Here is a 13,328-nt window from a genome sequence, read left to right on the forward strand (position 1 = left end):
CGTTCGGGCTGCACGCCAAGCCCTGAAGCTGTCCATTCAAGGTTTGACGCCGTGATCACTGAAATCGAATTCCAGAGCCTCGCCGCCGAGGGCTACAACCGCATCCCGCTGATCAGCGAGGCCTTTGCGGATCTCGAAACTCCGCTGTCCCTCTACCTCAAGCTCTGCGCCGGTGCCGGCCATGGCCGCAACAGCTTTTTGCTGGAGTCGGTGGTCGGCGGCGAGCGCTTCGGGCGCTACTCCTTCATCGGCCTGCCGGCGCGCACGCTGATCCGCGCAACGGGCCAGCACTGCGAGGTGCTGACCGACGGCCAGATCGTCGAGACGCACGAGGGCAATCCGCTGGACTTCATCGCCGCCTACCAGGACCGTATCAAGCCCAAGATCCCCACCGGCCTGCCGCGCTTCTGCGGCGGCCTGGCGGGCTACTTCGGCTACGAGGCCGTGCGCGCCATCGAGAAGCGCCTGGACCGCGACCACAAGGGCGACAGCCTGGGCACGCCGGACATCGTGCTGCTGCTGACCGAAGAGGTCGCCGTTATCGACAACCTGTCCGGGCGCCTGTACCTCATCGTCTGGGCCGACCCGCGCCAGCCCGAGGCCTATTTCCGCGCCAAGAAAAAGCTCTCGCTGCTGCGCGACAAGCTGACCTACTCGGTGAGCGTGCCGCGCGTGCAGCGCACCGAGGCGCACGCGGTGACGCGCGGCTTCGCCAAGGCCGACTACCTGGCCGCCGTGGCCAAGGCCAAGGAGTACATCGCCGCCGGCGACCTGATGCAGGTGCAGGTGGGCCAGCGCATCTCCAAGCCGTACAAGGCCGAGCCCATCGCGCTGTACCGGGCTCTCAGGGCGCTGAACCCCAGCCCCTACATGTACTTCTACGACCTGGGCGACTTCCAGATCGTCGGCGCCAGCCCCGAGATCCTGGTGCGCGAGGAGCACGCCAGCGACGGCAGCCGCAAGGTCACGATCCGCCCGCTGGCCGGCACCCGCCCGCGCGGCGCGACGCCGGAGCGCGACCTGGCACTGGAGGCCGAACTACAGGCCGATCCGAAGGAGCGCGCCGAGCACCTGATGCTGATCGACCTGGCCCGCAACGACATCGGCCGCATCGCCCGCACCGGCAGCGTCAAGGTCACGCAGGCTTTCACCATCGAGCGCTACTCGCACGTCATGCACATCGTCTCCAACGTCGAGGGCGTGCTGCGCCCCGAGGTCGGCCAGCTCGATGTGCTGAAGGCCACCTTCCCCGCCGGCACGCTGACGGGCGCGCCCAAGGTGCGGGCGATGGAGCTGATCGACGAGCTGGAGCCCGTGCAGCGCGGCATCTACGGCGGTGCCTGCGGCTACCTGAGCTTTGCCGGCGACATGGACCTGGCGATCGCCATCCGCACCGGCATCATCAAGAACGGCATGTTGTATGTGCAAGCGGCGGCCGGTGTGGTGGCTGACTCGGTGCCTGAGTTGGAATGGCAAGAGACGGAAGCGAAAGCACGCGCCTTGCTGCGCGCCGCCGAACTGGTTGAGGAGGGCTTCTAAATGCTCTTGATGATCGACAACTACGACAGCTTCACGTTCAACCTGGTCCAGTACTTCGGCGAGCTGGGTGCCGACGTGCGGGTTGTCCGCAACGACGAGATCACCGTCGCCGAGATGGCGGCCCTGAACCCCGACCACATCGTCTTCTCGCCCGGCCCCTGCACGCCCAACGAGGCGGGCGTGTGCGTGGAAGCCATCCAGCATTTCATCGGCAAGAAGCCGCTGCTCGGCGTGTGCCTGGGCCACCAGGCCATGGGCCAGGCGCTGGGCGGTCGCATCATCCGCGCCAAGCGCCAGATGCACGGCAAGGCCAGCCTGCTTTCGACCGACCAGCGCGGCGTCTACACCGGATTGCCCAAGGACTTCAGCGTCATCCGCTACCACTCCCTGGTCATCGAGGAAGCGACCTGCCCTGCGGTGCTGGAGATCACCTCGCGCAGCGACGACGGCGAGATCATGGGCGTGCGCCACCGCGAACTGGCCGGCACGGCCACGCCGCTGGAGGGCGTGCAGTTCCACCCCGAGTCCATCCTCAGCGAGCATGGGCACGCGATGCTGCGCAACTTCCTGGAGTTGCGGCCGTGAGCGACTACGCCCCGTCGTCTGGCGGTGGCGAGCCAGCCATCGTCGACCTGCGCAGCGACACGGTCACCAAGCCCACTCCGGCCATGCTGGCGGCCATCGCCTCCGCACAGGTGGGCGATGACGTCTTCGGCGACGACCCGACCGTCAACGCTTTGCAGGAGCGCGGCGCCGCTTTGCTCGGCAAGGAGGCCGCCCTCTTCATGAGCAGCGGCACGCAGAGCAACCTCTGCGCGCTGCTGGCCCATTGCGGCCGGGGCGACGAGTACATCGTCGGCCAGCTCGCTCACACCTACCGCTACGAGGGCGGCGGCGCGGCGGTGCTGGGAGGCATCCAGCCGCAGCCGCTGAACAACCAGCCCGACGGCACGCTCAAGCTGGAAGACATCGCCGCGGCGATCAAGCCGGACGACGTGCACTTCGCGCGCACGCGGCTGCTGGCGCTGGAGAACACCTGGGGTGGCCAGGTGCTGTCCACGCAGTACACGAACGCCGCCTGCGAGCTGGCGCGTGCGCGTGGCCTGGCCACGCATCTGGACGGCGCGCGCCTGTTCAACGCGGCTGTGGCTTCCGGCCGCAGCGTGGGCGACCTGGCGCGGGCGTTCGACTCCGTCTCGATCTGCTTCAGCAAGGGCCTGGGCGCGCCCATCGGTTCGATGCTGGTGGGCTCGCGCGACCTGATCGCCAAGGCCTACCGCGTGCGCAAGATGGTGGGCGGCGGCCTGCGCCAGGTGGGCCTGCTGGCGGCGGCTGCCGACCATGCGCTGACCCATCACGTCGACCGCCTCGCCGACGACCACGCGCTCGCGAAACGGCTCGCCGAAGGGCTGGCCACGCTGCCCGGTGTCACGGTCACGCCACCGCAGACGAATATCGTCTTCGCCCAGGTCAGCGACGGCCGCACGCCCGCGCTGCTGGAGCACCTGAAGGCGCGCGGCGTGCTGGCCACCGGCCTGATCGGCCTGCGCTTCGTGACCCATCTGGACGTCGATGCCGAAGGTATCGACCACGCCATCGCCTCTGCTCGCGAATTCCTGGAAGCCTGAGCCATGCCCATCACCGACAACGAAGCCCTGACCCGCGTCATCGAGCACCGCGAGATCTTCCACGACGAGATGCTGACGCTGATGCACCGCATCATGGCCGGCGAGATGTCGCCCGTCATCGCGGCGGCGCTGCTGACCGGCCTGCGCGTGAAGAAGGAAACCATCGGCGAGATCACCGCCGCCGCGCAGGTCATGCGCGAGCTGTCCAACAAGGTGCCGCTGGGGCCGCTGCCTCATCTGGTGGACGTGGTCGGCACCGGCGGCGACGGCGCGCACAGCTTCAACATCTCGACCTGCTCGATGTTCGTCGCCGCAGCCGGCGGTGCGCAGGTGGCCAAGCATGGCAACCGCAGCGTCAGCAGCAAGACCGGCAGCGCCGACGTGCTGGAGGCGCTGGGCGCCAACATCCAGCTGACGCCGCGCCAGGTGGCCGCGAGCATCGCCGAGTGCGACATCGGTTTCATGTTCGCGCCCAACCACCACCCGGCGATGAAGAACATCGCGCCGGTGCGCCGCGAGCTGGGCGTGCGGACCATCTTCAACATCCTGGGCCCGCTGACCAACCCGGCTGGCGCGCCCAACATCCTGATGGGCGTATTCCACGCCGACCTCGTCGGCATCCAGGTACGCGTGCTGCAGCGCCTGGGCGCCGAGCACGCGCTGGTCGTCTACGGCAAGGACGGCATGGACGAGATCTCACTGGGCGCGACGACGTTGGTGGGCGAGCTGCGCAATGGCGCCGTGCGCGAGTACGAGGTGCACCCCGAGGACTTTGGCTTCGCAATGGCCAGCAACCGCAGCCTGAAGGTGGAAGGCCCCGAGCAGTCGCGCCAGATGCTGATCGGCGTGCTGGACGGCCAGACCGGCCCGGCGCGCGACATCGTGCTGCTGAACGCCGGCGCGACGCTGTACGCCGCCAACGTGGCGCCGACGCTGGCCGACGGCATCGCCCGCGCCCGCCAGGCGCTGGACAGCGGCGCGGCGCGTGCCAAGCTGGATGCCTTCGTGAAGGCGACGCAAGGGCTGGGGAAGAGCTGATGGCTGACATCCTGAACAAGATCGTCGAGGTCAAGTGGGAAGAGATCGCGGCGGCGAAGCACAAGCGCTCGCTGGCGTCGCAGCGCGAGGAAGCCGAGGGCCGCAAGGGCCAGCAGCGCGGCTTCGAGCGCGCCTTGCGCAGCAAGATCGCGGCGGGCCACGCCGGCGTCATCGCCGAGGTGAAGAAGGCAAGCCCCAGCAAGGGCGTGCTGCGCGAGGGCTTCCGCCCCGCCGAGATCGCCGAGACCTATGCCCGCAACGGCGCGGCGTGTTTGAGCGTGCTGACCGATGAGCGCTTCTTCCAGGGCTCCGTCGCCTATCTGCAGCAAGCCCGCGCCGCCTGCGAACTGCCGGTGCTGCGCAAGGACTTCATGGTCGACGAGTACCAGGTCATGGAAGCCGGCGCGATGGGCGCGGACTGCATCCTGCTGATCGCCGCATGTCTCGCCGACTCGCAGATGGCCGACCTCGAAGCCGCCGCCCATGCGCTGGGCCTGGACGTGTTGGTGGAGGTGCATGACGGCGATGAGCTGGACCGCGCGCTGACGCTGAAGACGCCGCTGGTGGGCATCAACAACCGCAACCTGCGCACCTTCGACGTGACGCTGGACACCACGCTGGGCCTGCTGCCGCGCGTGCCGGCAGACCGGCTGCTGGTGACCGAGAGCGGCATCCTCGGCGCGGCGGACGTGAAGCGCATGCGCGACGCCGACGTGCACGCCTTCCTCGTCGGCGAGGCCTTCATGCGCGCGCCAGATCCTGGCGCGGCGCTGGCGACGCTGTTCGCATGAAGCTCCCGCTGCGACTGCCGAGCACCGACTGGCTGCCGGTCGTCGAAGCCTGGGCCGCCTCGCCTGCAGGTCAGCGGCTCGAAGCCTTTCTGGAAGAACGCGCCGCCACCGGCGCCACCATCTACCCGCCCGAGCCGTTGCGCGCTCTGACGCTGACGCCGCTGTCGCAGACCCGCGTCGTCATCCTCGGCCAGGACCCGTACCACGGCCCCGGCCAGGCCGAGGGCTTGAGCTTCAGCGTGCCGCCCGGCGTGCCGCTGCCGCCCAGCCTGCGCAACATCTTCAAGGAGATCCAGCGCGACCTCGGCAAACCCTTCCCGCCCAACGGCAGCCTGGTGCGCTGGGCCGAGGGCGGCACGTTGTTGCTGAACGCCGTGCTGACCGTGGAAGACGGCCAGCCCGCCAGCCATGCGGGCCAGGGCTGGGAAGCGCTGACCGACGCGCTGATCAAGGCAGCGGCGCAAGACCCGGCCCCCAAGGTGTTCATGCTGTGGGGCGCCTACGCCCAGGCCAAGGCGCCGCTGATCGAGGCCGCCGGCCAAGGCCATCTGGTGCTGAAGGCCAACCACCCGTCGCCGCTGTCGGCACTGAAGCCGCCCCGGCCCTTCATCGGCTGCGGGCATTTCTCGACGGCCAAGGCCTGGCTGGAAGAGCGTGGGCGGGGCCGCCCGGCCGCGCCCAAACCGCAGGCCGACTGACGCCGGCTACAGCGAAGGCTTGCGGGCCGTGTGGATGGCGACGATGCCCAGCGACAGGCGCTCGAACGCCACATCTTCAAAGCCTTGCACGCGCAGCTCCTGCGCAAGCGCCTCGGCGGTCGGGAAATCGCGGATACCGTGTAACAGGTATTTGTAGGCCGACGCGTCGCCACCCGTCGCCAGCCAGCCCAGCAGCGGCATGCACAGCGACATGTAGAGCAGGTAGGCCCGCTGCAACGGCGCCCACGGAATGTTGGACGCCTCCAGCACGATCAACCGCCCACCCGGGCGCAGCACGCGCCACGCCTCCTGCATCGCCAGCCGGCGATTGCAGATCTTGAGCGCGAGCGACATCGAATAGGCATCGACGCTGCCGCTCGCAATCGTCGGCATGGCCTCGGCGTCGAGTTGCCTCAAGTCCACCGAGTCGCGGTGGCCGCCGAGACGGTGCGCCGCGATGGCAAGCATCTTGGCGCTGATGTCCGACGCGATGATCGTGCGCCGCTGGCCGACCACCTGCGGCAACACGCGCAGGATGATGTCGCCCGTGCCGGTGGCGCCGTCCAGCAAAGTGCCCCAGGTCTCGCGGGCGATGGCCTGCGCCACGCGCCGCTTCCACAGCCTGTGGATGCCTAGGCTGAACAGATCGCACAACCGGTCGTAGCGGCCGGCGATGCGGCCAAACACATCGTCCGCCTGCCAAGCGAACTCCGCTGCGTTGACTTCCCAAGAGGAGACGTTGTCGGGCTTCATTTGGCCTGCATTGTTCCGTTCCCAGCAACTCGCCGTTCTCCCTCGCCCGCTTTTTCTCCCGGCCCGCAATTCCTAAAGTGACAACCTGTCGGCACACCCCATACCTGACGAGGGCGGCCGGCCCAGGAGAGTCACCATGAACAACACCGCCCGCCCCCTCTTCACGCTCATCACCGCCGCGACGGCCGTCGTGGCGTTGGCGGCGGGCATGTTGTTGGCCATCAGCGCACCGGCGCCCGCCACGGCTGATTTCGCCCCCGCACTGGTGGCGACGGCGGAGCCCGAGCAAGCCTGAGCGCGGCCTAGATCCGGCGGTTGGGCGCATCCGAGGGGCTGGCGAGGCGGGTGGCTGGCAAGGCGCGACGACGCAGTGGGCTCCCGCTCACAAGGAGGAGCAACGCAGCCAGTGGCCCGAAGCGCCGGACCCGCGGATGTGCAGCGGCGATCTTCGAAGTGTTGAACGCCCCGCAACGAACAAGGTGTTGACGCGCGAAGACCTTCGGTGAGTAGCAAGCGGTCAACCGTCGGGTCTAGGCCTAGTTCGTACAGCGCAGATTCATCCCGCCCAGCGCCTCGCGCCCGAGCAGCTCGACGACCCAGTCCACGAACACCCGCAACTTGCTGCTGAGGTGGCGGTTGGGCGGGTAGACGACGTAGACCGGGATGGGCTCGGCGTCCCACTCCTCCAGCACACGCACCAGCTCGCCGCTCTTGATCAGCGGCGCGGCCATGAAGCAGGTCACCTGCACCACGCCCAGGTGGGCCAGGCCGGCATTCAGGTAGGCATTGGCGTCGTTGACCGCGATGACGTGGTTGCCCACCACCTCCACCGTTTCGTCGCCCCGGCGGAAGGTGTCTGACATGACCTTGCCGCTGCGCGCCGAGAAGTAGCCCACCATGCGGTGCGGCGCCTCGCCCAGCTCGCGCGGATGCGCGGGCGTGCCGTGGCGGCGCAGGTATTCGGGCGTCGCGCAGGTGATGAAGCGGAACTCCGAAATGCGCCGCGCCACCAGGCTCTGGTCGGTCAGGTCGCCGCCGCGGATGACGCAGTCGATGTTGTCGCTGATCAGGTCCACCGTGCGGTCGCTGACGCCCAGCTCGATCTGGATGTCCGGGTACTTGGCGTAGAAATCCGGCAGGTGGGGAATGATCATTTCCCGCCCCACCACGCCGGGCACGTCGATGCGGATGCGGCCACGCGGCGTCACGCGCGCCTGGCTCATGCTGCCTTCCAGCTCCTCCAGGTCGCCCAGCAGGCGCACCGCGCGCTCGTAATAGGCGGCGCCGTCGGGCGTGACCGTGACGCGGCGCGTCGTGCGGTTCAGCAGCTTGGTGCGCAGGTGCGATTCCAGCGTCTGGATCAGGCGCGTCACCGTGGCCTTGGGCAGGTCCAGCGAGTCGGCGGCCTTGGTGAAGGTGCCGGCCTCGACGACCCGGACATAGGCTTGCATCGCGGTGAGTCGGTCCATGGGCGTGCCAAAGGGATGCGGAAAGCAAGATTGTTCCACGCAGGGGAAAAGTGAGTCCGTTTGCAGGTCGTTTATCTATGGGACATCAATCTCTATCTTTCGGGTCATGGACAAGATCGCCATTCCTTCCCCGCTGCGCCTGGGCCCTGCTCCCGGCCTGACAGCCCAGCACTACGCCGCCCAACGCCCGCTGGACGGCGGCGGACGCGCGCTGCTGCTGTTCCTGCACGGCGGCACCTTCACCGACTGCGCAACCGAGGCCGCCGCCGCGCGCAGCCGGCTGCTGGCCGAGGCCGGCGCCGACGTCGTCGCGTTGGACTACCCACTAGCCCCCGCCCACCCCTTCCCGGCCGGCCTGGCCGCCGCCTTCGAGGCGCTGCAAGCCGTGGCCGCCAAGGCGCCGAAGCTGACCGGCAGCGCGCAGACCGCGCTGTTCGTGGCCGGCGAGGAAGCCGGCGGCAACATCGCCGCCGCGCTGGCGCTGATGGCGCGTGACCAGCGCGCGCCGCACCTCGCTGGCCAGCTGCTGATCTCGCCGATGCTGGACCCGGTGCTGGGCAGCGCCTCCATGCGCGAAGGCGAATGCGGCGGCTGCGAGTGCATCTACGCCAAGGGCTGGCAGGCCTACCTCGGCGACAGCACGCGCGCCGACCACCCCTACGCCGCGCCGCTGAACGCCAGCCGCCTGGCGGGCCTGGCGCCGGCGCTGATCCTCAGCGTCGCCGGCCATCCGCTGAACGACGAATCGCGCCGCTATGCCGCCGCACTGCGCGAGCACGGCGGCGTCGCCAGGGAGCTGACGCTGCCGGCCATCGCAACGGGCTATGTGCTCGCGCCCATCCACGAATTCCTGAGCCAGGCCACGCGCCAGGCGCTCGCATCACCTTCTGCTTGAAACCCCTGGGAGAACACGAAATGCAGTCCGCCTCTTTCCTCAACCGCCGCACCGCTGTCATTGCCGGCGCCGTTGGTCTGCTGGCCCTTGGCGCCATCGGCTTCGGCCAGTTCGGCCAGCCCGCGCAGGCCAACGCCGGCCCCGCCGCGCCGCCGGCCACACCGGTCTCGGTCGCTCAAGTCGTCAGCCAGGACGTGGCCGCCTGGAACGAGTTCTCCGGCCGGCTCGAAGCCGTCGAGCGCGTGGACGTGCGCGCCCGCGTGTCGGGCGCCGTGCAGCAGATCCACTTCCGCGAGGGCAGCCTTGTGAAGGCCGGTGACCTGCTCGTCACCATCGACCCCGCGCCCTACCAGGCCGAAGTGGCCCGCTTCGAGGCGCAGGTGGCTGCGGCCCAGGCGCGCGTGACCTATTCGCAAAGCGAGGCCGCACGCGCCAAGGCGCTGTGGGAAGACCGCGCCGTGGCCCGTCGCGAGTTCGACGAGAAGGACAACGCCGCACGCGAGGCCGCCGCCAACCTGCGCGCGGCGCAGGCGGCGCTGCAGTCAGCGCAGCTGAGTCTGGGCTACACGCAGGTGCGTGCCCCGGTGGCCGGCCGCGTCGGCAAGATCGAAGTCACGCAGGGCAACCTCGTCGCCGCCGGTGCCGGTGCGCCGGTGCTGACCACGCTGGTGTCGGTCAGCCCTATCTACGCCAGCTTCGATGCCGACGAGAAGGTCGTGCGCGAGGCGCTGGCTTCGCTGCCGAGCGGTGCGACGGAGCGCCGCGGCCTTGAGCGCATTCCCGTCGAGATGCTGGCCGGCAGCGACAAGGCAAGCACCGGCCGCCTGCAGCTTGTCGACAACCAGGTGGACGCCAGGAGCGGCACGCTGCGCGTGCGCGCCGTGTTCGACAACAAGGACGGTGCGCTGATGCCGGGTCAATTCGCGAAGCTGCGCATGGGCCAGGCAAAGAACGAGGCGGCGCTGCTCGTCAACGAACGCGCCGTGGGCACCGACCAGGACAAGCGTTATGTCATCGTCGTCGGCCAGGGTAACCAGGCCGAGTGGCGGCCGGTGACGCTGGGCGCCAACGTCAACGGCCTGCGTGTCGTGACCACTGGGTTGAAGGCCGGCGAGCGCGTCGTCGTCGGCGGCGTGCAGCGCGTGCGGCCGGGCTCGGTGCTCGCGCCCAAGGACGTGGCGATGGACGCCAAGCCCGAGCTGGCCGCACAGCAAGCCGCTGCAAAGACTTCCTGATCTAGCGCCCCACCCTCCGTAGCAAGCCCTGTGACCAGGCCGGTTTTCACCGGCCTGCGGGGACGGCTTTGCCTTCAGAAAGAAGCACATGAACTTCTCCAAATTCTTCATCGACCGGCCCATCTTTGCGGGTGTGCTGTCGGTGCTGATCTTCATCGGCGGCCTGCTGTCGATACGCGCGCTGCCGATCTCGGAATACCCCGATGTCGTGCCGCCCTCGGTCGTCGTGCGTGCCCAGTACCCGGGCGCCAATCCCAAGGTCATCGCCGAGACGGTGGCCACGCCCCTCGAAGAGGCCATCAACGGCACCGAGGACATGCTCTACATGAGCAGCCAGGCGACCACCGACGGCCTGATGACGCTGACCGTCAGCTTCAAGCTCGGCACCGACCCCGACAAGGCCCAGCAGCTGGTGCAGAACCGCGTCTCGCAGGCCGAGGCGCGTCTGCCCGAGGAGGTCAAGCGCCTTGGCGTGACGACGGTCAAGAGCAGCCCCGACCTGACCATGGTCGTGCACCTGACCTCGCCCAACGACCGCTACGACATGACCTATCTGCGCAACTACGCGCTGCTCAACGTCAAGGACCGCCTCGCGCGCATCCAGGGCGTGGGCCAGGTGCAGTTGTTCGGCGCGGGCGACTACTCCATGCGCATTTGGCTGGACCCGCAGAAGGTGGCCGAGCACGGCCTGTCGGCCAGCGACGTGGTGGCCGCCATCCGCAGCCAGAACGTGCAGGCGGCGGCCGGCGTGGTCGGCGCATCGCCCGGCCTGCAGGGCATTGACCTGCAGTTGTCGGTCAATGCGCAGGGCCGGCTGCAGTCGGTCGAGGAGTTCGGCGACATCATCGTCAAGAGCGGCGCCAACGGAGCCGTTACGCGCCTGCGCGACCTGGGCCGCCTGGAGCTGGGTGCCAGCGAATACGCGCTGCGCTCGCTGCTTGACAACAAGCCTGCCGTCGCGGTGCCCGTCTTCCAGGCGCCGGGCGGCAACGCGCTGGACATCTCCAAGAACGTGCGCGCGACGATGGAAGAGCTGAAGGCGCTGATGCCCGAGGGCGTGGACTACACCATCGTCTACGACCCGACGCAGTTCGTCCGTGCCTCGATCGAGTCCGTCGTCCACACGCTGCTCGAAGCCGTCGCGCTGGTGGTGCTGGTGGTCATCCTGTTCCTGCAGACCTGGCGCGCGTCCATCATTCCGCTGCTGGCCGTGCCGGTGTCCATCGTCGGCACCTTCGCGGTCATGCACGGCTTCGGTTTCTCCATCAACGCCTTGAGCCTGTTTGGCCTGGTGCTGGCCATCGGCATCGTCGTGGACGACGCCATCGTCGTGGTGGAGAACGTGGAGCGCAACATCGCATCGGGCCTCTCGCCTAGAGAGGCGACCTACCGCGCCATGCGCGAGGTCTCCGGCCCCATCATCGCCATCGCGCTGGTGCTGGTGGCGGTGTTCGTGCCGCTGGCCTTCATCACCGGCCTGACGGGCCAGTTCTACAAGCAGTTCGCGCTGACCATCGCGATCTCGACGGTGATCTCGGCGATCAATTCGCTGACCTTGTCGCCAGCGCTGGCTGCCCTGCTGCTGAAGGGCCACGACGCGCCCAAGGACGCGCTGACGCGCGGCATGGACAAGGTCTTCGGTCGCTTCTTCGCCGGCTTCAATCGCCTGTTCGCCAGCAGCTCCGAGAAGTACGGCCGCGGCGTGAAGACGCTGATGTCGCGCAAGGCGCTGATGATGGTCATCTACCTCGCGCTGGTGGCGGCCACGGCGGGCCTGTTCAAGGCGGTGCCCGGCGGCTTCGTGCCAGGGCAGGACAAGCAATACCTGATCGGCTTCGCCCAGCTGCCCGACGGCGCCACGCTGGACCGCACCGAGGACGTCATCCGCCGCATGACCGACATCACGCTGAAGACGCCCGGCGTCGAACACGCCGTCGCCTTCCCCGGCCTGTCGATCAACGGCTTCACCAACAGCTCCAGCTCGGGCATCGTGTTTGCGACGCTCAAGCCCTTCGACGAACGCAAGACCAAGGACTTGTCGGCCGGCGCGATTGCCGGCTCGCTGAACGCGCAGTACGGCGCCATCGAGGACGCCTTCATCGTCATGTTCCCGCCGCCGCCCGTGCAGGGCCTGGGCACGACGGGTGGCTTCAAGCTGCAGTTGCAGGACCGTGGTGGCGTGGGCTACGAGGTGATGGACCAGGCGGTCAAGGCCTTCATGGCCGAGGCCGGCAAGACACCGGAACTGGCGGGTCTCTTCTCCAGCTACCAGGTCAACGTGCCGCAGCTGTTTGCCGACCTCGACCGTACCCGCGCCCGCCAGCTCGGCGTGGCCGTGACGGACGTGTTCGAGACGATGCAGATCTACCTCGGCAGCCTGTACGTGAACGACTTCAACCAGTTCGGCCGCACCTACTCGGTCCGCGTGCAGGCGGACGCGGCCTACCGCGCCCGCGCCGAGGACATCGGCGCGCTGAAGGTGCGCTCGGCGAGCGGCGAGATGGTGCCGCTGTCGGCGGTGATGAAGGTCAAGCCCAGCTTCGGCCCCGAGCGCGCCATGCGCTACAACGGCTTCCTGGCCGCCGACATCAACGGCGGCGCCGCGCCCGGCTTCTCGTCGGGCCAGGCGCAGGCCGCCGTCGAGCGCATCGCCGCCGAGACGCTGCCCCCGGGCGTCGGCTTCGAGTGGACCGACCTGACCTACCAGGAAAAGATCGCCGGCAACTCGGGCGCCTGGGTGTTCCCGCTGGCCATCCTGCTGGTCTTCCTGGTGCTCGCGGCGCAGTACGAAAGCCTGACGCTGCCCATCGCCATCCTGCTCATCGTGCCCATGGGCCTGCTGGCAGCGATGACGGGCGTCTGGATGAGCCACGGCGACAACAACGTCTTCACGCAGATCGGGCTCATCGTGCTCGTGGGCTTGAGTGCAAAGAACGCCATCCTGATCGTCGAGTTCGCGCGCGAGTTGGAGTTCGCCGGCCGCACGCCGGTGCAGGCCGCGCTGGAGGCCGCGCGCCTCAGGCTGCGGCCCATCCTGATGACGTCGATGGCCTTCGTCATGGGCGTGCTGCCACTGGTGCTGAGCACCGGCGCCGGCGCCGAGATGCGCCAGGCCATGGGCATCGCGGTGTTCGCCGGAATGATCGGCGTGACCGTCTTCGGCCTGTTCCTGACGCCGCTGTTCTACGTCATCGTGCGCCGCCTCACCGGCAATGCGCCGCTGCGCCATCACGGCGGGCAAGTCGCCCACCCGGCCGCCGCCCTTCCGCAAGGAGAGTGATT

General features: G+C 68.7%; 12 protein-coding genes. 10 read left to right on the forward strand and 2 right to left on the reverse strand.

All coding sequences use genetic code 11. The features are described 5' to 3' along the window. The first annotated feature begins 51 nt into the window (after positions 1-51). The 6 genes from trpE to ACG00Y_RS16910 are packed head-to-tail and all read left to right on the forward strand — an operon-like array spanning position 52 to position 5,694. Positions 52-1,539, forward strand: a complete 1,488-nt coding sequence (trpE, locus tag ACG00Y_RS16885; protein ID WP_394480783.1) for an anthranilate synthase component I — start codon at positions 52-54, stop codon at positions 1,537-1,539. After that, complete coding sequence (locus ACG00Y_RS16890) at positions 1,540-2,124, forward strand: anthranilate synthase component II (RefSeq protein WP_394480785.1); 585 nt, start codon at positions 1,540-1,542, stop codon at positions 2,122-2,124. Then, positions 2,121-3,167, forward strand: a complete 1,047-nt coding sequence (gene ltaE, locus ACG00Y_RS16895) for a low-specificity L-threonine aldolase (protein ID WP_394480787.1) — start codon at positions 2,121-2,123, stop codon at positions 3,165-3,167. The genes ACG00Y_RS16890 and ltaE overlap by 4 nt, the downstream gene beginning before the upstream one ends. Positions 3,168-3,170: 3 nt before the next feature. Next, positions 3,171-4,205 carry an anthranilate phosphoribosyltransferase gene (trpD, locus tag ACG00Y_RS16900; RefSeq protein ID WP_394480788.1) on the forward strand — a complete coding sequence of 345 codons (1,035 nt, stop codon included), beginning with the start codon at positions 3,171-3,173 and terminating at the stop codon, positions 4,203-4,205. After that, the gene (trpC, locus tag ACG00Y_RS16905; protein WP_394480790.1) at positions 4,205-4,996 is read left to right on the forward strand and encodes an indole-3-glycerol phosphate synthase TrpC; all 792 of its coding nucleotides are present in this window, start codon (positions 4,205-4,207) and stop codon (positions 4,994-4,996) included. Before trpD ends, trpC begins: the two co-directional genes overlap by 1 nt. Further along, positions 4,993-5,694 (forward strand): uracil-DNA glycosylase, encoded by a 702-nt coding sequence (locus ACG00Y_RS16910; RefSeq protein ID WP_394480792.1) that lies wholly within the window; start codon positions 4,993-4,995, stop codon positions 5,692-5,694. The genes trpC and ACG00Y_RS16910 overlap by 4 nt, the downstream gene beginning before the upstream one ends. 6 nt (positions 5,695-5,700) lie before the next feature. Here the strand turns inward: ACG00Y_RS16910 and ACG00Y_RS16915 are convergent, their stop codons facing one another. Beyond that, a complete protein-coding gene (locus tag ACG00Y_RS16915; protein WP_394480794.1) occupies positions 5,701-6,447 on the reverse strand; it encodes a ubiquinone/menaquinone biosynthesis methyltransferase in 747 nt (248 codons plus the stop codon). A 136-nt stretch (positions 6,448-6,583) separates the two neighbouring features. On the opposite strand from ACG00Y_RS16915, the gene ACG00Y_RS16920 reads away from it, so the two are divergent. Further along, positions 6,584-6,742 carry a hypothetical protein gene (locus tag ACG00Y_RS16920; RefSeq protein WP_394480796.1) on the forward strand — a complete coding sequence of 53 codons (159 nt, stop codon included), beginning with the start codon at positions 6,584-6,586 and terminating at the stop codon, positions 6,740-6,742. A gap of 241 nt (positions 6,743-6,983) precedes the next feature. On the opposite strand, the gene ACG00Y_RS16925 is transcribed toward ACG00Y_RS16920, so the two are convergent. Further along, positions 6,984-7,916, reverse strand: a complete 933-nt coding sequence (locus tag ACG00Y_RS16925; protein WP_394480798.1) for a LysR family transcriptional regulator — start codon at positions 7,914-7,916, stop codon at positions 6,984-6,986. A 106-nt stretch (positions 7,917-8,022) separates the two neighbouring features. Here ACG00Y_RS16925 and ACG00Y_RS16930 point away from each other — a divergent pair, with 106 nt between their 5' ends. The 3 genes from ACG00Y_RS16930 to ACG00Y_RS16940 all read left to right on the forward strand — a co-directional run bounded on the left by ACG00Y_RS16930 (position 8,023) and on the right by ACG00Y_RS16940 (position 13,326). Continuing rightward, positions 8,023-8,811, forward strand: coding sequence for an alpha/beta hydrolase fold domain-containing protein (locus ACG00Y_RS16930; RefSeq protein ID WP_394480799.1), 789 nt, complete (start codon positions 8,023-8,025; stop codon positions 8,809-8,811). Between the two features lie 20 nt (positions 8,812-8,831). Next, positions 8,832-10,046 carry an efflux RND transporter periplasmic adaptor subunit gene (locus tag ACG00Y_RS16935; RefSeq protein ID WP_394480800.1) on the forward strand — a complete coding sequence of 405 codons (1,215 nt, stop codon included), beginning with the start codon at positions 8,832-8,834 and terminating at the stop codon, positions 10,044-10,046. Between the two features lie 88 nt (positions 10,047-10,134). Then, entirely contained in the window at positions 10,135-13,326 is a 3,192-nt protein-coding gene (locus ACG00Y_RS16940; RefSeq protein ID WP_394480802.1) for an efflux RND transporter permease subunit, read from the forward strand. The last annotated feature ends 2 nt before the right edge of the window (positions 13,327-13,328 follow it).

Source organism: Pelomonas parva (assembly GCF_043555835.1).
GTDB lineage: Bacteria > Pseudomonadota > Gammaproteobacteria > Burkholderiales > Burkholderiaceae_C > Pelomonas > Pelomonas parva.